Annotated in this window: 20 protein-coding genes; 11 read left to right on the forward strand and 9 right to left on the reverse strand. The window is 68.9% G+C overall.

Annotated features, from left to right (window positions below; all coding sequences use genetic code 11):
* Window positions 1-3,092, forward strand: a 3,092-nt coding sequence (gene eccCb / locus QM624_RS17030; RefSeq protein WP_415093990.1) for a type VII secretion protein EccCb, incomplete at its 5' end; no start/stop codon positions are given.
* Window positions 3,093-3,096: 4 nt separating this feature from the next.
* Here eccCb and QM624_RS17035 read toward each other — a convergent pair.
* The 8 genes from QM624_RS17035 to infA form a co-directional block, all read right to left on the reverse strand.
* Complete coding sequence (locus tag QM624_RS17035; protein WP_415093992.1) at window positions 3,097-3,642, reverse strand: alpha/beta fold hydrolase; 546 nt, start codon at window positions 3,640-3,642, stop codon at window positions 3,097-3,099.
* Between the two features lie 117 nt (window positions 3,643-3,759).
* Window positions 3,760-4,335 (reverse strand): 50S ribosomal protein L17, encoded by a 576-nt coding sequence (gene rplQ, locus QM624_RS17040; protein ID WP_415093994.1) that lies wholly within the window; start codon window positions 4,333-4,335, stop codon window positions 3,760-3,762.
* Window positions 4,336-4,358: 23 nt separating this feature from the next.
* Window positions 4,359-5,363, reverse strand: coding sequence for a DNA-directed RNA polymerase subunit alpha (locus QM624_RS17045; protein ID WP_415093996.1), 1,005 nt, complete (start codon window positions 5,361-5,363; stop codon window positions 4,359-4,361).
* A 115-nt stretch (window positions 5,364-5,478) separates the two neighbouring features.
* The gene (gene rpsD / locus QM624_RS17050; protein ID WP_415093998.1) at window positions 5,479-6,084 is read right to left on the reverse strand and encodes a 30S ribosomal protein S4; all 606 of its coding nucleotides are present in this window, start codon (window positions 6,082-6,084) and stop codon (window positions 5,479-5,481) included.
* Window positions 6,085-6,111: 27 nt separating this feature from the next.
* Complete coding sequence (gene rpsK, locus QM624_RS17055; RefSeq protein ID WP_415085041.1) at window positions 6,112-6,528, reverse strand: 30S ribosomal protein S11; 417 nt, start codon at window positions 6,526-6,528, stop codon at window positions 6,112-6,114.
* Window positions 6,529-6,568: 40 nt separating this feature from the next.
* Window positions 6,569-6,943 (reverse strand): 30S ribosomal protein S13, encoded by a 375-nt coding sequence (rpsM, locus tag QM624_RS17060; RefSeq protein ID WP_298131259.1) that lies wholly within the window; start codon window positions 6,941-6,943, stop codon window positions 6,569-6,571.
* A gap of 232 nt (window positions 6,944-7,175) precedes the next feature.
* The gene (gene rpmJ, locus QM624_RS17065) at window positions 7,176-7,289 is read right to left on the reverse strand and encodes a 50S ribosomal protein L36 (protein WP_002514836.1); all 114 of its coding nucleotides are present in this window, start codon (window positions 7,287-7,289) and stop codon (window positions 7,176-7,178) included.
* 99 nt (window positions 7,290-7,388) lie between these two features.
* Complete coding sequence (gene infA, locus QM624_RS17070) at window positions 7,389-7,610, reverse strand: translation initiation factor IF-1 (protein WP_298131262.1); 222 nt, start codon at window positions 7,608-7,610, stop codon at window positions 7,389-7,391.
* A 165-nt stretch (window positions 7,611-7,775) separates the two neighbouring features.
* On the opposite strand from infA, the gene QM624_RS17075 reads away from it, so the two are divergent.
* From QM624_RS17075 to QM624_RS17090, 4 genes are read left to right on the forward strand one after another with little or no spacing between them, the layout of a single operon-like run.
* Complete coding sequence (locus QM624_RS17075; protein ID WP_415094001.1) at window positions 7,776-9,077, forward strand: ABC transporter substrate-binding protein; 1,302 nt, start codon at window positions 7,776-7,778, stop codon at window positions 9,075-9,077.
* Between the two features lies 1 nt (window position 9,078).
* A complete protein-coding gene (locus QM624_RS17080) occupies window positions 9,079-10,002 on the forward strand; it encodes a carbohydrate ABC transporter permease (protein WP_415094003.1) in 924 nt (307 codons plus the stop codon).
* Window positions 9,992-10,852: a carbohydrate ABC transporter permease gene (locus QM624_RS17085; protein WP_415094005.1), complete on the forward strand. Its 861-nt coding sequence runs from the start codon at window positions 9,992-9,994 to the stop codon at window positions 10,850-10,852. Before QM624_RS17080 ends, QM624_RS17085 begins: the two co-directional genes overlap by 11 nt.
* Complete coding sequence (locus QM624_RS17090) at window positions 10,849-12,459, forward strand: MGH1-like glycoside hydrolase domain-containing protein (RefSeq protein WP_415094007.1); 1,611 nt, start codon at window positions 10,849-10,851, stop codon at window positions 12,457-12,459. The genes QM624_RS17085 and QM624_RS17090 overlap by 4 nt, the downstream gene beginning before the upstream one ends.
* Here the strand turns inward: QM624_RS17090 and QM624_RS17095 are convergent.
* A complete protein-coding gene (locus QM624_RS17095; RefSeq protein WP_415094009.1) occupies window positions 12,440-13,081 on the reverse strand; it encodes a GntR family transcriptional regulator in 642 nt (213 codons plus the stop codon). The genes QM624_RS17090 and QM624_RS17095 overlap by 20 nt on opposite strands.
* A gap of 187 nt (window positions 13,082-13,268) precedes the next feature.
* Here QM624_RS17095 and QM624_RS17100 point away from each other — a divergent pair, with 187 nt between their 5' ends.
* From QM624_RS17100 to gcvPB, 6 genes are read left to right on the forward strand one after another with little or no spacing between them, the layout of a single operon-like run.
* Window positions 13,269-14,579, forward strand: coding sequence for an ABC transporter substrate-binding protein (locus tag QM624_RS17100; protein WP_415094011.1), 1,311 nt, complete (start codon window positions 13,269-13,271; stop codon window positions 14,577-14,579).
* Entirely contained in the window at window positions 14,580-15,509 is a 930-nt protein-coding gene (locus QM624_RS17105; protein ID WP_415094013.1) for a carbohydrate ABC transporter permease, read from the forward strand.
* The gene (locus tag QM624_RS17110) at window positions 15,509-16,339 is read left to right on the forward strand and encodes a carbohydrate ABC transporter permease (RefSeq protein WP_298131278.1); all 831 of its coding nucleotides are present in this window, start codon (window positions 15,509-15,511) and stop codon (window positions 16,337-16,339) included. Before QM624_RS17105 ends, QM624_RS17110 begins: the two co-directional genes overlap by 1 nt.
* Window positions 16,336-18,411, forward strand: a complete 2,076-nt coding sequence (locus QM624_RS17115) for a beta-galactosidase (RefSeq protein ID WP_415094016.1) — start codon at window positions 16,336-16,338, stop codon at window positions 18,409-18,411. Before QM624_RS17110 ends, QM624_RS17115 begins: the two co-directional genes overlap by 4 nt.
* A gap of 1 nt (window position 18,412) precedes the next feature.
* Window positions 18,413-19,765 (forward strand): aminomethyl-transferring glycine dehydrogenase subunit GcvPA, encoded by a 1,353-nt coding sequence (gene gcvPA, locus QM624_RS17120; RefSeq protein ID WP_415094018.1) that lies wholly within the window; start codon window positions 18,413-18,415, stop codon window positions 19,763-19,765.
* Complete coding sequence (gene gcvPB / locus QM624_RS17125) at window positions 19,762-21,345, forward strand: aminomethyl-transferring glycine dehydrogenase subunit GcvPB (protein WP_415094020.1); 1,584 nt, start codon at window positions 19,762-19,764, stop codon at window positions 21,343-21,345. Before gcvPA ends, gcvPB begins: the two co-directional genes overlap by 4 nt.
* Window positions 21,346-21,462 lie beyond the last annotated feature (117 nt).

Here is a 21,462-nt window from a genome sequence, read left to right on the forward strand (position 1 = left end):
CCGAGCTGTTCGACGGTCCGGTGCCCGCCCGCCGGGTCGCCGAGTCGATGGCGGCGCTGGGCCAGGTGCTCGGCCAGACCCTGACCGACCGGCTGCAGCAGGCCCACACCTCGCGGCGCACCGGCACCACCGGCTCGGCCCCGCCGCGCCTCCTGGTGGTCGCCGACGAGCACGGCGCGCAGGCGTCCGGGGTGCCGGGCGGACAGAGCGCGGCCGAACTGGGCGTCACCCTGCTGCATCTGCTGGCCGACCGGCTCGACGAACCCGACGACGTCGATGCCCGGATCACCCTCGGCGAGGACTCCGCGACGCTCGAGGTCGCCCCGGGAACGTCGGCCGCGACCACCGTCACCTTCACCCCGGACGCGCTCAGCGAGCCAGGTTTCAGCGGACTGGCCCGCGGCCTGGCCGCGTTGCGGCTGTCCCGGATCGCCGGACGACAGGACGACTCCGGCGAAGCGGTGATGGAACTCGAGGCCCTGCTCGGTGTCGAGAGCCCCGACCAGATCGACGTGGAGCGGCTGTGGCGTCCGCGCGTCCCGGCCGACTTCCTGCGGGTGCCGTTCGGCCTGGACGACCACGGCAACCCCGTCCAGCTCGACCTCAAGGAGAGCGCCCAGTTCGGCATGGGCCCGCACGGCATCTGCATCGGGGCCACCGGGTCGGGCAAGTCCGAGATGCTGCGAACGCTGATCCTGTCCCTGGCGATGGCGCATCCGCCCGAAGACCTCAGCATGATCCTGGTCGACTACAAAGGTGGCGCCGCGTTCGCCCCGTTCGCCGGCCTGCCGCACCTGGCCGGGCTGATCGACAACCTGGCCGACGACCCGCAGCTGACCACCCGCGCCCGGGCGTCCATCGCCGGCGAGGTGGTCCGCCGCCAGCAGCTGCTCAAGGACGCCGGCTCGTCGCCGTCCATCACCCACTACCGGCAGCTGCGCGCCGACGAGCGCCCCGACCTGCCGCCGATGCCGCACCTGTTCGTGGTGATCGACGAGTTCGGCGAGCTGCTCACCGCCGAGCCGGAGTTCATCGACCTGTTCCTGCAGATCGGCCGGATCGGCCGTTCCATCGGCGTCCACCTGCTGCTGTCCAGCCAGCGGATCGAGGGCGGCAAGCTGCGTGGCCTGGACACCTACCTGTCCTACCGGCTGGGGTTGCGGACGTTCAGCGACGCCGAATCGCAGGTGGTGCTGAACACCCCGGACGCCTTCCACCTGCCCGCGCTGCCCGGCTACGGCTACCTGAAGGTGGACACCACCGTCTACACCCGGTTCCGCTCCGGCTACGTCTCCGGGCCGTCCGCGCAGGTGGTGCGGGCGCCGGTCGCCGACGTCCGGCCGCGACCGTTGCTGGTGCCCGTCTACAACGGGGTGAAGGCGGACGCCGACGAGCCGGACCGGCCGCTGGAGCTGCGCCGTCCGGACACCGGGGTGACGTTCGTCGAGGCCTCGGTCGCCGAGTTGCGCGACGACGACCGGCTGACCCGGCCGGTGTGGCTGCCGCCGCTGCCGGAACGACTCGCGCTGGGGTCGCTGATCGGTGGCGCCACACCGCCGCCGCTGCAGGTGGTGGTCGGGCTGACCGACGACCCCACCAAGCAGGCGCAGGCGCCGCTGAGGCTCGACCTGACCCGGGCCGGCGGGCACCTGGTGATCGTCGGCGCACCGCAGTCGGGGCGGTCCACCCTGCTGCGCACCCTCGCGGTGTCGACCTGCCTGACCCACACCCCGCGCCAGGTGGCGATCTACGGCATGGACCTGACCGGCGGCGGGCTGCAGCGGCTGGAGGACTTCCCGCACGTCGGCGGCGTGGTCACCCGCGGCAACCGGGACAAGCTGCGCCGGCTGCTGGAGGAACTGTCGGTGATGCTGGCCCAGCGTGAGGCTGTGTTCGCCGACCGTGGCATCGACTCGCTGGTCGAGCTGCGGACGCTGCACGCCCAGGGCCGGGTCCCGGAACTGCCGGCGGCCGACATCGTGCTGCTGGTGGACGGCTTCGGCGCGCTGCGCAGCGACTTCGAAGAACTGGAGGAGCTGTTCGTCGACATCATGCAACGGGCGTCCAGCTACGGCATTCACCTGGTGCTGACCCTGACCCGGTTCAGCGAGCTGCGGCTGGCCCACCAGGCGCTGTTCGGCAACCGGATCGAGCTGCGGCTGAACGATCCCGCCGACTCGGGGATCGACCGCAAGCTGTCGGCAGTGCTGCCCGCCGACACCCCCGGACGGGCCCTGCTCACCGACAAGAACCTGGCCCAGATCGCACTGCCGGTACTGGACGAAGTGCCGGACACCGAGATCGCCGACGAGCTGCAGCAGCTGGCCGCGCAAGCCGCCCGGTCGTGGAACGGGCCGGCCGCCGCACCGATCCGGCTGCTGCCGCTGGAGCTCTCCCCCAGCGAGCTGCCGGACCGCTTCGACGAGCCGGACGCCGTCCCGCTCGGCCTGCGCCAGGACACCATGGAGGCCGCACTCTGGGACTTCACCGGCGCCGACCAGCATCTTTTGGTGCTCGGCGACGCCAAATGCGGCAAGAGTTCACTGCTGCGCACCGTGGCGGCCGGGCTGATGGAGCGGTTCACCGCCGACGAACTGGCCATCGCGGTGATCGACACCCGCGGCCATGTGCCGTCGGTCATCGCCGACGAGTACCTGGCCGCACATGCCCGGACGGCCCAGCAGGCCCGCGCGCTGGCGGCGTCCATCGCCGGTGAACTGGAGCAGCGCCCCGGGCGCTCGGCCGAGGAACTGGCCCGTTCCCCGCGGATCGTGGTGCTGGTCGACGACTACGACATCGTCAGCGCCGGCGGCACCGACCCGCTCGGACCGCTGCTGGCCCACCTGCCCAGCGCCCGCGACCTGAAGCTGCACCTGATCATCACCCGCCCGGTCGCCGGCGCGTCCCGGGCGATGTACGACCGGGTGCTGCAGGTCACCCGGGACACCGGCGGTTCGCTGCTGCTGATGTCCGGCGAGCGCAGCGAGGGCCAGATCCTGCCCCGGGTCTACCCCGAGCGTTTCCCGCCCGGACGCGGCCGCTTCGTCCGCCGCGGAGAACGCCCGCACATCGTCCAGGTGGCGCTGCCGTAGCCCGTCATCTGCCGATGATCTCGGCCAGCAACTCGCGCACCGCGTCCGGCTGGTCGAGCCAGGGCCGGTCCCCGGCGTCCATCACGATCCGCTTGCGGGCGATCGGGATCCGGTCGGCCAACCGCAGCACCCCGTCCACCGGACGCGGGTCGGCCGTGCCATGGACCAGGTAGACCGGGCACTGGGTGCCGGCCGCCCAGCCGATCAGGTCGGCGTCCGCATAGTACCGGGTGCCGTCCGTGGCAGCGTTCTCGCCGATGCCGGCGCCGCTCAGCTGACCGATCACGCTCACCCGCTCGGGATGGGCGGCGGCGTAGGCCAACGCCAGCGCGCCGCCGTCGGCACCGTGGCTGATCAGCACCAGCCGCGCCAGCCCCCACTGTTCGCGTTGTCGATCAAGACCGGCGACGTCGTCGTCGATCGCAGGCGACCCACCGCGATAGCGATGACAGGGCGCCTCTTCGCCGATCAGTTCCACCAGCGAATCCAGGTCGGCGCTGCCGTCCCCGAGCAGCACGACGGTCGCCGGCGTCACCTTCGAGTCGGTCATCCGAGATCCCTCCACGACGACATCTGCATTCGATTCACGCTAGACGCTGACGTCGACCCCGCACCCAACGCAACGCTGCCCGGCCCCTTCCGGGACCGGGCAGCGAGCGGACGGCACTCAGGCCTTGGCAGCCTCATCGGCGGACGGCGCCGACGGAGCGGACTCCGCGGACGGAGCCGACTCGGGCGAAGGAGCGGACGGCGCGGACGCGGCCGACTCCTCCTCGACGATGGCCCGCTTCGGAGCCTTCTCAGCCTTCTTGGGCTTGTCGGCCTTCTTGGCCGGAGCGGCGGCGGCCGGCTTGGCCTTCGCCTTGTTCTTCCGGGACTCCTCGACCGACTCGGTGATGATCTCGATCACGGCCATCGGGGCGTTGTCGCCCTTGCGCGGGCCGATCTTGGTGATCCGGGTGTAGCCACCGTCGCGATCGGCCAGCTTCGGGGCGATCTCGGTGAACAGGACGTGCACCACGCCCTTGTCGGTGATGGTGGTCAGCACCTGGCGACGGTTGTGCAGGTCACCGCGCTTGGCCTTGGCGATCAGCCGCTCGGCCAGCGGCTGGACCCGCTTGGCCTTGGCCTCGGTCGTGGTGATCTTGCCGTGCTCGAAGAGCTGGCTGGCGAGGTTGGCCAGGATGATCCGCTGGTGGGCCGGCGAGCCCCCGAACCGGGGGCCCTTGGTTGGCTTGGGCATTTCGGGTTTCTCCTATTCGCGGATCAGTACTCGTCGCCGAAGTCGGCGTCGTCGTTGTAACGGTTGAGAGCGGCCAGCGGGTCGAAGCCGGGCGAGCTGTCCTTCAGGGACAGGCCCATCTCGTGCAGCCGCAGCTTCACCTCTTCGATGGACTTCGAACCGAAGTTGCGGATGTCGAGCAGATCCTGCTCGGACCGCGACACCAGCTCGGAGACGGTGTGGATGCCCTCGCGCTTGAGGCAGTTGTAGCTGCGCATGGTGAGCTTCAGCTCCTCCACGGGCAGCGCCAGGTCGGCAGCCAGCTGCTCGTCGACCGGCGACGGGCCGATCTCGACGCCCTCGGCGTCCACGTTCAGCTCGCGGGCCAGCCCGAACAGCTCGACCAGGGTCTTGCCGGCCGACGCCACGGCGTCGCGCGGGGTGGTCGACGGCTTGGTCTCGACGTCCAGGGTGAGCCGGTTGAAGTCGGTGCGCTGCTCGACGCGGGTAGCCTCCACCTTGTAGGTGACCTTCAGCACCGGGCTGTACAGCGAGTCGACCGGGACCCGGCCGATCTCGGCGTCCAGGTTCTTGTTCTGGGCGGCCGACACGTAGCCGCGGCCACGCTCGACGACCAGCTCCATCTCGACCTTGCCGGTGTCGTTCAGGGTGGCGATATGCAACTCGGGGTTGTGGATCTCGACCCCGGCCGGCGGCGCGATGTCGGCGGCGGTGACCTCACCGGGGCCGGCCTTGCGCAGGTACATGACGACCGGCTCGTCCTCTTCGGAGGAGAGCACCAGGCCCTTGAGGTTCAAGATGACCTCGGTGACGTCCTCGACGACTCCCTCGATGGTGGAGAACTCGTGCTGGACGCCCTCGAGCTTGATGCTGGTCACGGCGGCGCCCGGGATGGACGACAGCAGCGTGCGGCGCAGCGAGTTGCCGAGGGTGTAGCCCACACCGGGCTCCAGGGGCTCCACGACGAAGCGGGAGCGGTGGTCGTCGATGACCTCTTCGGTCAGGGTCGGACGCTGTGCGATGAGCATGGAGTTGTGTTTCCTTTCCTGCCGACCGCTATATGACGGCAGTGCTGGCGTGACCGCCCGAGTCGGTCCCGGGCGGGCTTCGGGGACGCCGGCGTACCGGCGTCCCCGAGTGGTCTTACTTGGAGTAGAGCTCGACGATCAGCTGTTCCTGAACGTCGATGGTGATCTGGTCGCGGACCGGCAGCTGGTGCACCAGGATGCGGCCCTTGTTCGGCCGCACGGTGAGCCAGCCCGGAACGGAACGCTCGTGGTGGGTCTCGCGGGCGATGACGAACGGCAGCGAGTTCAGCGACTTCGGCGCGATATCGATGATGTCGTAGGCGCTCACCCGGTAGGACGGGATGTTGACCTTCTTGCCGTTGACCAGGAAGTGGCCGTGGACGACCAGCTGGCGGGCCTGCCGGCGGGTGTTGGCCAGGCCGGAGCGGTACACGACGTTGTCGAGGCGCGACTCGAGGATGATCAGCAGGTTGTCACCGGTCTTGCCGGCCAGCCGGTTGGCTTCCTCGTAGTAGCGGCGGAACTGCTTCTCGAGCACGCCGTAGGCGTAGCGGGCCTTCTGCTTCTCGCGGAGCTGCAGCAGGTACTCGCTCTCCTTGGTCCGGCCGCGGCCGTGGACGCCGGGCGGGTAGGCGCGGCGCTCGAACGACTTGTCGTTGCCGACCAGGTCGGTGCCGAGCCGACGCGACTTCTTGGTGATGGGTCCGGTGTAACGGGCCATTGTTGGTGTCCTTCTCTCTGCTCGGGCTCAGACGCGACGGCGCTTGGGCGGACGGCAGCCGTTGTGCGGCACCGGGGTGACATCGGAGATCGGGCCGATCTCCAAGCCGACGGCGCCCAGCGAACGGATGGCGGTCTCGCGGCCGGAGCCCGGACCCTTGACGAACACGTCCACGCGCTTCATGCCGTGCTCCATGGCGCGGCGACCCGCGGCCTCGGCGGCCATCTGGGCGGCGAACGGGGTCGACTTGCGCGAGCCCTTGAAGCCGACGGTGCCGGCGGAGGCCCACGAGATCACCGCACCGGTCGGGTCGGTGATGGTGATGATGGTGTTGTTGAACGTCGACTTGATGTGCGCCTGGCCGGCGGTGACGTTCTTCTTCTCTTTGCGACGCAGCTTCGTCTTGGAAGCTGCCTGAGCCTTGGTGCGGCCTGCAGTAGCCATGTGTTCTCAGTACTCCTGGTATCTCGTGTGAGACGCCGCGTCAGCGGGTCTTCTTCTTCCCGGCGACGGCCTTCTTCTTGCCCTTGCGGGTGCGGGCGTTCGTCCGGGTGCGCTGACCGCGAACCGGCAGGCCCATGCGGTGGCGGCGGCCCTGGTAGGAGCCGATCTCGATCTTGCGCCGGATGTCGGCGGCGACGGTGCGGCGCAGGTCGCCCTCGGTCTCGTAGTTCGCCTCGATGTGATCGCGAAGCGCAACGAGCTGCTCGTCGGTCAGCTGGTGGACACGGATGTCGCCACTGAGACCAGTGGCGGCCAGGGTTTCGGCGGCTCGGGTACGGCCGATGCCGAAGATGTAGGTGAGGGCGATCTCGAGGCGCTTCTCGCGCGGCAGATCGACCCCGATGAGGCGTGCCATGAGGCGTTTCCTTTCAGTTCCGGACGGGGCGTCGGCCCGGTCCGCGGAGGTGTCTGGCGTGATGCGTCCCCTCGCCGCCTCGGCGTGGGCCCCGGCCTCCGACCGGGGGTGGCAGCTGGATTGCTCCGGCTGGTGCGATCACGTTGTTCTGTTGGCCCGCCCCGTCATCAGGTGACGAGGGCGGTGGACGGCGCGCCGTCCGGTGCTGCGGCCCGTTACGGCGCAGACCAGGTCAGCCCTGGCGCTGCTTGTGCCGCGGGTTGTCGCAGATCACCATCACGCGACCGTGCCGGCGAATGACCTTGCACTTGTCGCAGATCTTCTTGACGCTCGGCTGAACCTTCATCGAGCAACTTTCTGACTCGTCGCTCCGGACAGAACTGTCCCCGGACACAAAGGCTCGGGGATCAACGGCCGGAACCGGTGGTGGATGATGTCGTGCGGATCACTTGTGCCGGTAGACGATGCGGCCACGGGTCAGGTCGTAGGGAGACAACTCGACGACGACTCGGTCGGCCGGGAGAATACGGATGTAGTGCTGCCGCATCTTGCCGCTGATCGTGGCCAGCACGCGATGGCCGTTCGCGAGTTCCACCCGGAACATCGCGTTCGGCAGTGCTTCGACGACCTGGCCCTCGAGCTCGAGGGCACCTTCCTTTTTCGCCATTGCTCCCAATCTGAACGTGGACGCACCTGAGACACAGGTGACCGACAGCTGAGTCTAGTGCAGGACGGCGGGGCGCCCAAATCGAGAGCTGTGCCCCCAAACTCTTGCGCGATCTACAGTATACAAAATACCCTGTACCAAATCGACGGCGATTGGAGCACACAGATGACCTCGAAACGGTCCACGATCCTCGCCGCGGCAGCGGCTGGGGCATTGATGCTGAGCGGCTGTAGCGGTAGCAGCGGGCAACAGCCGGCCCCCAGTTCGGGAGACACGACCGCCCCGGCGACCGTGGTCTGGTCGACCTGGGGCTCACCCTCGGAGCTGAAGCGCTACGAGGACTTCAACAAGAAGTTCATGGAGAAGCACCCCAACATCACCGTCAAGCTGCAGTCGGTGCCCTCCTACTCCGACTACCACGCCAAGCTGCTCGCCCAGCTCACCTCCAAGACCGCCCCCGACGTCTTCTACGTCGGCGACGACAAGATCGGCCAGTTCGTCGACTCGGGCGCGCTGCTGAACGTCACCGACGTGCTCAAGGCCCCGAACGCCGTCGCCCCCTACGACGCCTTCAACCCGGCCACCTTCGGCGCCGCGACGAACGACGACGGCATCTTCGCCGCCCCCAACGACGTCAACCCCGACGCCCTGTGGTACGACAAGACCGCGCTGAAGGACGCCGGGATCACCGACGATCCCGCCACCCTGGCCGCCGCCGGCAAGTGGACCACCGACACCTTCCTGGCGATGAACGCCAAGCTCAAGGCCAAGGGCAAGACCGGCACCATGTTCTGGAACTACTGGGCCACCCACTACGGCTGGATCTCCAGCCAGGGCGGCAAGGCCTATGACGGCGACAACTTCGTCGCCAACACCGATCCGAAGTCGGTGGCGGCGGTCGACCAGCTCGGCAAGCTGTTCCAGGACAAGACCTTCGTGGTCGCCGACACCCTGCCGCAGGGCGCGGGCGCCGACTCGGTGTTCATCAGCCACAAGGCCGGGTTCTTCGCCCAGGGCCGCTACACGATCGGCACCCTGAAAGAGGCCGGCAAGCCTGAGAACTACGACATCGTCGACTGGCCGAGCCCGGACGGCACCCCGCCGTCGACCGGCCTGGCCGCCTCATACCTGGCGATCAACGCGGCCACCAAGGTGCCGGACGCCGCCAAGCTGTTCTGGTCGGAGTACCTGAGCGCCGAGGGCCAGAAGATCCGGCTGGCCGGCGGCGGCAACGCCGTCCCGTCGATCAAGGGTGCCGACGACGTCGTCCTGGACGGCTACCCCGAGCACGCGCAGACCTTCCTCGACATGCGCGACCGCGGCTTCGTGAACTACGCCGCCGAGGCCCGGGTGCCCGGCCTGTCGACCGACATCGCCGAGAAGGAGTTCCTGCCGCTGTACCAGGGCAAGGCGACCGCACAGGAGACCCTGGACGGCGTCGCCGATCTGATCGCGAAGGCGAAGTAACGTGACCGCACAGTCGGCGGGCTTGTCTCAGGCCCGCCGACGCCCGCCTTCGTGGCGGCGCCGCGACCGCTGGTGGGGCTGGTTCTTCGTCGCACCGCAGACGATCGGCATGATCGTCTTCGTCCTGATCCCGTTCGCACTCACCTTCGCGCTGTCCTTCGCCAAGTGGTCGGGCCTGGGCCCGATCCGCTGGATCGGCATGAGCAACTACACCGACCAGCTCACCGATCCGGTCTTCCTGCGCTCGATCGTGAACACCTTCGTCATCGCCCTGATCACCGTGCCGGTGGGCCTGGGGGCTTCGATCGTGGTGGCCACGCTGCTCGAGAAGCTGAAGACCCGGTCCATCTACATGGTGATGTTCTTCGCCCCGGTGGTCACCTCGTCGATCGCCGTGGCGATGATCTGGCAGCAGATGCTGCGCGCCGACGGCATGATCAGCGAATTCCTGGCCACAGTGTTCGGCATCACGCCGCCCGACTGGCTGGGCGATCCGCGGCTGGCCCTGATCGCGGTCTGCATGGTGGCGATCTGGTCGTCGATGGGCCTCAACGTGGTGATCTTCCTGGCCGGCTTGAAGAACATTCCGCCCAGCGTGCTGGAGGCCGCCACCGTCGACGGCGCGAGCCCGGTCAGCCAGTTCTTCCGGATCAAGATGCCGCTGATCAGCCCGATCATCTTCTACTCGACGATCGTCGCGGTGATCTCGTCCTTCCAGACCTTCGACATCGTCTACGTGCTGACCAACGACGCCGGCCCCGACAACGCGACCCGGACGATGGTCTACCACATCTACGACGTGGGCTATCGGTCGGCGAAGTTCGGCGTGGCCAGTGCGGCCTCGGTGATCCTGCTGCTGATCACCCTGGTGGTCACCATGATCCAACTGGCCGCCCAGAAGAAGCTGGTGAATTATGACCTCTGAGGCCACGATGTCGCGCCGCTCCAGCCTCCGCTGGGGCCCGATCGTCATGCACGCCGGGCTGATCATCGCCGCGTTGGCCATGGTCTTCCCGTTCATCTGGATGGTGCTCACCTCGGTGAAGACCCTCGGTCAGCTGCTCAACGCACCGCTGTCGCTGCTGCCCGATCCGTTCACCTGGGACAACTACATCAACAGCTGGAACGCGGTGGCGTTCCCGCTGGCGTACTGGAACTCGGCCTACATCGCGGTGCTCAGCGTGGTCGGCACGCTGATCACCTCGGCCATGGCGGGCTACGCCTTCGCCCGGATCAAGTTCCGCGGCTCCGGCGTCCTGTTCGTGATCTTCCTGGCCACCCAGATGATCCCCAAGCAGGTCACCCTGATCCCGACCTATGTGGTGATGAGCACCCTGGGCTGGGTCGATTCGCATCTGTCGCTGATCGTGCCGGCGATGCTGGTCAACCCGTTCGCGGTGTTCCTGATGCGCCAGTTCATCTTGTCGTTGCCGATCGAACTCGAAGAGGCGGCGCTGATCGACGGCTGCGGCCGGCTGCGCATCTTCTTCTCGGTGATCCTGCCCAATCTGCGGCCCGGGCTGAGCGCTCTGGCGATCATCACCGCCCTGGACGCCTGGAACAACTTCCTGCTGCCGCTGGTGCTGCTGAACAGCCCTGAGCTGTTCACCGTGCCGCTGCTGCTGTCGCAGTTCCAGGGCCAGTACGCGGGGGTGAACTACGGGCTGATCATGGCGGCGTCCGCGCTGTCCACCATTCCGATGCTGCTCGTGTTCATCGTCGCCCAGCGGCAGATCCTGAACTCGATGGCGTCCTCGGGGCTCGGCGGCAAATGACGGCGCCGACTCCGGCCACGCTGCCGCTCTCGGCGATCGGTTCGCGGGTTTTCGTCGTCACCGACGCCGACGGTCTCACCGCGTACGCCGCCGAGTACGAGCGGCCACTGGCCGAGTCGGTGCTCTTCACCGGGCTGCGGGGCGACGGCCCGCCGGAGGTCGCCGTCGACGACACCGGGGTCAGCGTCGCGGCGACCGGGACGCTGACCTGGCGCGACCCAGACGGCCAGGCTCGGCGGGCGGATCCGGGAGCGGACGCCTGGCGCTGGCACCTCAGCGGCGGCTCCGGCCCGGTGGAGTTGCGCCGGCACGTCGAGGCCGCCGCGGCCCAGGCCGCCGGCTGGGCCGACTGGGACGCCCGTTGCCCGGTGGTCGACGAACGCTTCGCCGCGACGACTCGGCTGTGCTGGCGCACGCTGGGGCTGAACACAGTGCGGCTGCGGTCGCATCCGGAGCGGCTGGCGGTGGTGCCGTCGCTGTTCGGCTATGTCGGCGCCTGGCAGTGGGACGCCTACTTCATCGCGCTCGGATTGCGGCACGGCCATCCCGAACTGGCCCGCGACCAGGTGCGCCTGGTCACCGGGCCGCAGGACGCGGACGGCCAACTGCCGGACGTCGTCCACGACACCGGAGTGCTGGCCAACGGACGCGACCTGCCGGCCGCGGACCAGCGGCGGCTGGAGGAACAGGGCTCCAGTTATCTCGGTGCAGAGGTGCCGCTGACCAAGCCACCGCTGCTGCTCTGGACCGTCGACCAGCTGCACGCGGTGGCACCCGACAAGGCCTTCCTCGCCGAGATGATCGACCGGGCACGGGCCAATCACGACTGGTGGTACCGCGACAGCGTCCGGGATTCGCAGCCCTGCTATCTGCATCCGTACTCGTCGGGATTGGACGACTCACCCACCTTCGACACCCTCGCCGGCCCGACCCCCGACCTGGCCGCCTACCTGATCACCGCCGACCAGGTGCTGCAGCGACTGCGTCCGGAGGCGGCGGATCCCGGCCGCCGGGCACGGACCGCGCAATGGCTCTCCGGCCGCACCGGCGCCGCGACCGTGATCGACCTGCTCGCACTCTTCGCCGGGAAAGCCGACCACCGTCACACCGGTCCCGACCACCGTCACACCGGGCCCGACCACCGCCACCCCGAGCTCGACCACCACCACCCCGAGCCCGACCACCGTCATCCCGGACCCGGTAATCGTCATCCCGGCGAACGCCGGGATCTCTCCCCCGCCCGCGCAGCCGAGCTGGCCGCGGCGCTCGCCGACCCGACCCAGTTCGGCGGACCGGTCGCGGTGGCGACGGTGTCCCGGCGCGAGCCGGCCTACTCCTCCGGACGGCTGTGGCGCGGCCCGGTGTGGCTCAACACCAACCTGCTGCTCGCCACCGGGTTGCGGGCCAACGGCTTCGCCGACCTCGCGGCGCAGGTGGAGGCGAGCAGCATGCGGCTGGTCGAGGCCGGCGGCCCCTACGAGTATTTCGACGCCGAGACCGGGGCCCCGTCACGCAGTGCCGTGCCGTTCTTCGGCTGGACGGCGGCGATTTACGTCGACCTCGCCGTCCGGCTCAGCGCGGGGAGCCTCAGCGCTGGGAATGGTTGATCAGCCGGGCCGTCCCGTTGATCCAGTTCAGCCGCAGCGCGGCCTGGGCCCGCGGCAGCTCACCGGCCACCAGGGCGGTAGCGATCTCCAGATGCTCCGCGGCCACCCGTTCGATCAGCGCGTCGGAGGGCACCATCTCGAACTCGTAGCGGTGCACCGCACCCTTGATCGAGGCCAGCAGCGAGAGCAGCCGTCCGTTCGGGCAGGCGCTGGTCAGCAGGTCGTGCCACTGCTCGTCGCGCTCGATGATCTCGCGGTGCGTCGCCACCGACTCCGGGAAGTCCTCGGCCAGCGTGACGAGCTGGACGCCGAGTTCGGCGAGCCGCGCCGCCGGGGTCAGCTCGATCGCCAGGCACTCCAGCGCGGCGATCACCGGCGCGAGTTCCTCGAACTCCGCGCTGCCCAGGACGGCGAACCGGAAGCCCTTGCCGATCTCGGACTCGATGTAACCCTCGGTCTCCAGGCCGATCAGCGCCTCGCGCAGCGGCGTCCGGGACACCCCCAGTTCGTTGGCCAGTTCGGCCTCGTTGATGCCGGCTCCGGCCTCGATCGAGCCGTCCCGGAGTCGTCGCAGGAGCTCCTCGCGGATCTGTGCGCGCAATGAGCGCCGTTTGATCACCATGGTCGCTCCAGCTTGGGGTTTCGGGACACCGGCATTGGGCCGGCCGTCATCAATATTGCACATCGTGCACTGCCGCTCAGCCCAGGTCCAGCACCCCGATCGGCGGGCATCGAGCACCCCGCGAAGGTCTTGATGCGCTGCTCGTGCTCGGTGTACGGTATACAAAATCCACGTCAGAGGGGACGTCATGAAACTTCGCACACTGATCACGGGCGTTTTGGCGTCCGCTCTCGCGCTCACCGGATGCGCCATGGGCGGCGCGCCCGCACCGAAGGCGGCCCCCACCCTGGAGAACTCCACCGGCCCAGTCACCGGCGAGATCACCGTCTGGACGTGGGATGTCGCCGCCACCGCGCTGAAGCGGCTCGCCACCGACTACGAGAAATCGCACCAGGGCACCACCATCAAGGTGGTCGACGTCGGCTACGACAACGCCTACGACAAGATCTCGGTCGGGCTGCAGGCGGGCACCGGGCTGCCGGATCTGCTCACCCTGGAGACCGATCGGCTGCCCGGCTTCCTGGAGAACTTCCCCAACGGTTTCGTCGACCTGACCAGCCGGGTCGAACCCGAGAAGGCGAACCTCGACCCGTCCAAGCTCGCCGCGGCGACCGGCAAGGACGGCAAGATCCTGGCGATGCCGTGGGATTCGGGCACCATGGCGCTCTACCTGCGCTCCGACTATCTCAGCGACGCCGGCATCGACCCGGCCACGCTGACCACCTGGGACGCCTTCGCCAAGGCCGCCGAGCAGGTCAAGGCCAAGCTCGGCAAGACCGCCTTCGACACCGACCTGTCCACCGGCGCGATGTTCCTGCAGCTGCTGCAGCAGCGCGGCACCGGCATCTTCGACGCCAACGGCAAGGTGATCCTCGACAACGACAAGGCCGTCGCCGTGCTGACCTTCCTGCAGGGCCTGCAGCAGAAGGGCCTGATCAACAACACCAAGGGCTGGGACGCCCGGGTGTCGGCGGCCAAAGCCGGCAAGTCGGCGTTCAGCCCGAACGCGGTCTGGTGGACCGGCACGCTGACGTCGGAGGCCAAGGAGCTGAAGGGCAAGTGGCGCGTCCAGCCGCTGCCGACCTTCGCCGAGGGCGAGGCCAAGACGTCCAACAACGGCGGCTCGAACCTGGCCATCCCGGCGCAGGCCAAGAACCCCGCCCTGGCTGCCGACTTCGCCGCGTTCGCCCTGCTCAACTCCGACAACCAGAACAGCATGATGGCCGACGAGGGCCTGTTCCCCTCCTACCTGCCGGCGCTGGCCAGCCCGGTCTATTCCGAGCCCGATCCGTACTTCGGCGGGCAGCCCGCGATGCGCGTCTTCGCCGACCTGACCAGCACCATCCCGGCCATCTCCTACACCGGTGACTACGCCAAGGCGTCCGAGATCGTCGCCAACGCGACCGTCGAGGCGATCCTCAACGGCAAGGACGCCAAGGCCACGCTGCAGGACGCGGCGGCCACCATCGCCAAGCAGACCAACCGGGAACTCGGGTAGATGTCCGCCGCGACAGCCGCGGGACGCCGATCGGGCGCCCCGCGGCAGGGCCGCCGTCCCGGGGCCCTGGAGCGCCGGACCTCCCGGTTCGGCTGGTTCTTCGCGGCGCCCGCCGTGGCGCTGTTCGGATTCTTCTTCGCCTACCCGCTGGTCGCCTCGCTGATGCAGAGCTTCCAGGTCACCCAGGACGGGGTGGCCGGCTTCGGCGGCCTGGCCAACTACGAGAAGCTGGCCGGTGACGACCTGGTCTGGCTGAGCCTGATGAACGCCGGCATCCTGCTGATCTTCCAGGTGCCGTTGATGATCGGCCTGGCGCTGCTGCTGGCGGTGGTGCTGAACCAAAGCTGGCTGAAGTTCCGGACCACCTTCCGGATGATCCACTTCCTGCCGGCGGTGACCACCCTGGTGGCGTACTCGCTGGTCTTCCGGGTGATGCTGCAGGCCGACGGCGGCGTGATCAACCAGCTGATCGGAGTGGTCGGCATTCCTCCCATCGACTGGCTCAACAATCCGTTCTGGGCCCGGGTGGCACTCATCGGCTCGATCACCTGGCGCTGGACCGGCTACAACATGGTCCTGCTGCTGGCCGGCCTGCAGGGCATTCCCAGGGAGCAGTACGAATCGGCGGCACTGGACGGCGCCACCGGCTGGCGCACCTTCCGGCACGTCGTAGTGCCCCAGCTGCGACCGGTGCTGATCTTCACCTCGATCACCTCGACGATCGGCGCCCTGCAGCTGTTCGACGAGAACTTCATCCTGACCGGCGGCGGGCCATCCAACGCCACCCTGACCCCGGTGCTCTACCTCTACCGGGTCGGTTTCCGGCAGTTCGACTTCGGCTACGCCTCGGCGATCGCCTGGCTGCTGGTACTGGTGATCGGCATCTTCTCGATCGCCCAGTACTGGCTGATGCGCGACAAGGAGGCCTGATGGAGAAGCAGACTTCGGGACTCGCCCAGGCTCTGGGCTATCTCTTCCTGCTGGTCGGTGCTGTCGCGTCGATCCTGCCCTTCGCCTGGATGCTGATCTCGGCCACCCACACCACCGCCGACGTCTTCGCCTCGCCGCCGCCGATCCTGCCCGGCGACCAGCTGTGGGCGAACCTGGTCCGGCTGCAAGAGACCACCAACTTCGCGCAGGTCTGCCTGAACTCGGCGATCATCGCCGTGCTCTACACGGTGTTCTCCGCCGCGGTCTCGGCGATGTGCGGGTACGCCCTGGCCAAGTACCGGTTCCGCGGGCGCGGCCTGGTGCTCACCTTCATCCTGATCACGATGATGATCCCGATGCAGGTGCTGCTGGTGCCGCTGTTCCAGATCATGGCGTCGCTGGGCTGGATCGACACCTTCCAAGCCGTGATCCTGCCGTTCCTGGCCAACGCCTTCGGCATCTTCCTGATGCGGCAGGCCTTCGAGAGCTTCCCGGACACCCTGATCGAGGCGGCCCGGATCGACGGTTCCGGCGACATCGGGATCTTCTTCCGGGTCGTCCTGCCGGTGGCCCGGCCGCAGCTGGCGGCACTGGTGATCTACACCTTCATGTCGCAGTGGAACGCGTTCATCTGGCCGCTGCTGATGCTGAACACCGAAGCCAACTACACGATTCCGGTGGCCCTGAACACGATGGTCGGGCTCTCCCGGGTCGACTACTCAGGTTTGATGCTCGGTTCGCTGCTGACCACCCTGCCGATGCTGCTGATCTTCGTGATCTTCCAGAAGCAGTTCGTGGCCGGCCTGCTCGGAGGGGCGGTGAAGGAGTGACCGTTCCGCAGCGTTGGCCGCTTCCCGCGATGGCGTTCGGCGGCGACTGGAACCCCGACCAGTGGCCCCGGGAGGTCTGGCAGCACGACATCACCCTGATGCAGCAGCTCGGGGTGAACCTGCTCAGCCTGCCGGTGTTCGCCTGGCCGCAACTGGAGCCGTCCGAGGGCGAATACCGCACCGACTGGCTGGCCGAGATCCTGGACGCCCTGGACGCCGCCGGCATCGGCGTCGCGCTGGCGACCGGGACGGCGACCCCGCCGGCCTGGCTGGTCCGGGCCCACCCGGAGATGCTGCCGGTGCGCGCGGACGGCGTCCGGCTCGATTTCGGATCGCGGCAGTCGTACTGCCCGAGTTCGCCGGTGTTCCGGGACAGGGTGGCGGCGCTCACCACGATGCTGGCGACCCGGTTCGGCGACCATCCGGCGCTGCGGCTGTGGCACGTCTCCAACGAGTACGGCGACCACATCTCGCGCTGCTGGTGCGAGGTCTGCGCCGCTTCTTTCCGCCGCTGGTTGCTGCGCCGGCACGGCTCGCTGGCAGGCATCAACGCGGCCTGGGGCACCAAGGTGTGGGGGCAGGTGTACACCGACGTCGAACAGATCGAGGTGCCGCGGGTGACGCCCGGGCCGGACAACCCGGCCCGGCTGCTCGACTTCGAGCGGTTCTGCTCCGACAACGTGCTGGAGTTGTTCCGCCTGGAGCTGGACATTCTCGCCGAGCTGACCCCCGGCGTCCCGCGCACCACCAACTTCATGGGGCTGTTCCACGACCTCGACTACTGGCGGTTCGCCGCCGTCGAGGACCTGGTCAGCAACGACGCCTACCCCGATCCCGGAAATGCCGCCAGCCACACCGACATCGCGCTCAGCTACGGCCTGATGCGGTCGCTGAAGAGCCTGCCCTGGTTGCTGATCGAGTCGGCGCCCAGCGCGGTCAGCTGGCGTCCGGTCAATGTGCCGAAGGCGCCCGGCCAGCTGCGGGCCCATGCCCTGCAAGCCGTCGCGCACGGCTCGGACGGTGCCATGTTCTTCCAGTGGCGCGCCGCCCGCACCGGTCCGGAGCGGTTCCACTCGGCGGTGCTGGGCCACCGCGGCGAGGCCAGCCGGAGCTTCGCCGAAGCGTCGCAGTTGGCCGCCGATCTGGCCACCCTGGCCCCGGTGGTCGGCAGCCGGGTGCGCTCGTCGGTGGCGATGGTGGTCGACTGGGACACCATCTGGGCATTGCGTCCGGACGCCTCGCTGCCCGCCGAGATCTCCTGGCATGCCGAGGCGTACCAGCAGCACGCCGCGCTGCATCAGCTGGGCCTGGCCGTCGACTCGGTCGCGCTGCCCGACTCGGATCTCTCCCGGTACTCCGTCGTCGTGGCACCCACGCTCTACGTCACCTCCGACGCCCAGGCCGAGGCGCTGGAGGCGTTCGTCCGGGCCGGCGGAACGCTGGTCGTCGGGCCCTTCTCGGGCGTGGTGAACGAGTGCGAGCAGGTGCACGCCGGTGGCCCTCCGGGTCCACTGCGGGAGCTGCTCGGCGTCGAGGTGGACGAGCAGTGGCCGCTGCTCGAGACCGGCGAACAGATCGTCGAGTTCGACTCCGGGGCCCGCACCGTCGGCCGGTTCTGGGCCGAGTGGATCGAGCCGTCCGACGACGTCGAAGTCGTCGCCCACTACGACGGACGCCCGCTGCACGACCTGCCGGCGATCACTTGTCGGCGCCTCGGAAAGGGTGCCGCCTACTACGTCAGCGCCGGGCTGCCGCTGGATGCGCTGACCCCGTGGCTGCATCAGGTGTGCGCCGAGGCCGGGGTCGACGTCCGGATGTCGGCGAACCCGTGGGTCGAGGTGGTCACCCGCACTGACGGGGCCACCGACTACGTCTTCGTGATCAATCACGCACCGACGCCGGCAGAGGCCCGCGGGCCGGCCGACGCCGACGTCCTGCTCGCACCGGACGGCGACCCGCCCGTCCGGCGAACCTCCGGGCTGAGCATCACGTTGCCCCCCTTCGGGGTGGCGGTGTTGCGGATGCCCAGCACGACCCCGTCCCTGCACCACGTCCATTCGATCGAGGTATGACATGACCCAACCGCGCGTCCACCCGTACATCCCCAACACCGCGCCGGCGGCCAAAGCCGCCATGCTGGCGGCGACCGGTGCGGACTCGATCGAGGACTTCTACGCCGACATACCCGACGATCTCCGATTGCATCGGCCGCTCAACCTGCCGCCGGCGCTGGTCGCCGAGGAGGACCTGCGCCGCCACGTCGCCGGGCTGCTGGCCCGCAACTCCTCCCCCGATGACCGGCTCACCTTCCTCGGCGGCGGCACCTACCCGCACGCGGTGCCCGCGGTGGTCGGCGAAGTGATCAACCGTGGCGAGTTCCTCACCGCCTACGCCGGCGAACCCTACGAGGACCACGGCCGGTTCCAGGCGCTGTTCGAGTACGCGTCCGAGATGGGTGAGCTGCTGCAGACCGACGTGGTGACGATCCCGACCTACGACGGGTTCCAGGCCACCTCGACCGCGCTGGCGATGAGCGGCCGGATCACCGGGCGGCGCACCGTGCTGCTGGTCTCGGACGCCGACGCCGACAAGCTGAGCCGGGTCACCGACTTCGTGGCGGCGATGGAGGTGAAGCAGCTGCCGACCCGTGGCGCGGTCGCCGACCTGGACGCGGTGGCCGAGGCCCTTAACGACCAGGTCGCGGCAATCTGGGTGGAGACCCCGAGCGCCACCGGTGCGGTCGAGCAGGCGCTGCCGCGGCTGGCCGAACTGGCCCATGGCGCCGGCGCGCTGCTGGTGGTGGGGACCGATCCGGTCGTCTACGGCATTCTCGAGCCGCCGGCCACCCAGGGTGCCGACATCACCTGCGGCGACATCCAGTCGCTCGGCCTGGGCCAGTGGTTCGGCGGCGCGCACGCCGGCTACCTGGCCTGCGCCGACGATCCGCGGCTGGTGATGGAGCTGCCATCCCGGCTGTTCGGGCTGACCACCACCGACGTCCCCGGCGAGATCGGGTTCGGCGACGTCGCCTACGAACGGACGTCGTTCGCCGTCCGTGAAGAGGGCAAGGAATGGGTCGGCACCGCTGCCGCGCTGTGGGGCATCGCCGCCGGCGTCTACCTGGCACTGATGGGTCCCCTGGGCATGCGCGACCTCGGCGAAACGGTGGCGCTGCGCACCCGCTACGCCCAGCAGAAGCTCGCCGCCATCGACGGTGTCGAACTGGCCGACGACGCCTTCCACCTGCGCGAGTTCGTGATCACCACCCCGATCCCGGCGGCCGAGCTGGTCGCTCGCTGCCAGGCCCGCGGCGTCGAGCCCGGGATCGTCCGCGGCGAGTCCGAGCTGACCGTCTGCGTCACCGAAATGCATAGCCAGGCCGACATCGATCGGCTGTCCACCGTGATCGAGGAGACCCTGTCATGAGCCTGCCCCTGGCCCCCAAGCCGCCGCTCCGCCGCTTCCACCAGGCCCGCTGGGACGAGCCGCTGATCTTCGAGCTGTCCGCCGAAGGTGAGCGCGGCGTCCTGGTGTCGCGTCCCGAACCGGAGGTGGTCGCCGCCACCGGCACCGTGGACGAGGTGCTGCCCGCCGGCCTGGCCCGGACGTCGCCGCTGGAGCTGCCCGAGATGGCCCAGATGCGGGTGCTGCGGCACTTCGTCCGGCTCTCTCAGGAGAATCTGGGCGCCGACTTCAACATCGACATCGGGCAGGGCACCTGCACGATGAAGTACTCCCCCAAGGTCAACGACCAGCTGGTCAACACCCCGCTGCTGCGTGACCTGCACCCGGCGCAGGATCCGGACACCGCCCAGGGTGTGCTGCAGATCATCTGGGAACTAGAGCGGATGCTGGCCGAGGTCTCGGGCATGTCCCGGGTGACGATGCAGACCTCCGGCGGTTCGGGCGCGATCTGGGCGAACGTGGCGATGATCCGGGCATTCCACAAGGCCAATGGCGAGGACGAGCAGCGCCGCGAGGTGGTGACCACCATCTTCAGCCACCCGTCCAATGCGGCGGCGGCAAAGACCGCCGGCTACGACGTCATCACGCTGTACCCCGACGCCGACGGCTACCCCGATCTGGACGCGCTGAAGGCCGCGATCGGCCCGCAGACCGCGGCGCTGATGATCACCAACCCCGAGGACACCGGCATCTACAACGGACGGATCCGCGAGTTCGTGGACGCCGTCCACGAGGTGGGCGCGCTGGCCTGCTACGACCAGGCCAACGCCAACGGCATCCTCGGCATCACCCGGGCCCGGGACGCCGGCTTCGACCTGTGCCACTTCAACCTGCACAAGACGTTCTCGACACCGCACGGCTGTGGCGGTCCGGGCGGCGGGGCGTCCGCGGTCAGCGAGAAGCTGGTGCCGTTCCTGCCCTATCCGCTGATCGACCGGGTGGACGACGAGTCGGCCCGCGACGGCGTCCGGTTCGTGCTGGACGAAGACCGGCCGCAGTCCATCGGCAAGATCGGGCCGCATCACGGCACGGTGCCGGTGCTGGTCCGCTCCTACGCGTGGATCCGGGCGCTCGGCGCCGAGGGACTGCGCGATGTCGCCGAGATCGCGGTGCTGAACAACAACTACGTGCTGTCCAGGGTGCTGGCGATTCCGGGGGCGTCCGCTCCCTACGCCACGGGGAAGCGGCGGATCGAGCAGGTCCGGTACTCCTGGCAGGGGCTGTACGAAGAGACCGGGGTGGACACCTTCCAGGTCGGCATCCGGATGGCCGACTACGGCATGCACTACTGGTCGAGCCATCACCCGTTCGTGGTTCCGCAGCCGTTCACCCTGGAGCCGACCGAGGCGTATTCGCAGGCCGAGCTGGACGAGTACTGCGACACGCTGGCCGCGGTGGCGCAGGAGGCCCGGGACAATCCGGAGCTGGTTGCCGGGGCGCCGTACAACACGCCGATCCACCACGCCGGTCACGACGATCTGGACGACCCGGAGCGCTGGGCGATCACCTACCGCGGCTACCGCCGCAAGTACGGCCTGTGACCCAGCGCGGCGAGGCGATCGGGTTGATCAGCAACCCGATCGCCTCGCCGCGCTGGGTCACAGGCCCTACTTGCGGCGGTAGCCGCGGTAGGTGATCGCCCAGCGCTCCGGGTCGTC

This window comes from Micropruina sp. (assembly GCF_047606365.1).
GTDB lineage: Bacteria > Actinomycetota > Actinomycetes > Propionibacteriales > Propionibacteriaceae > Micropruina.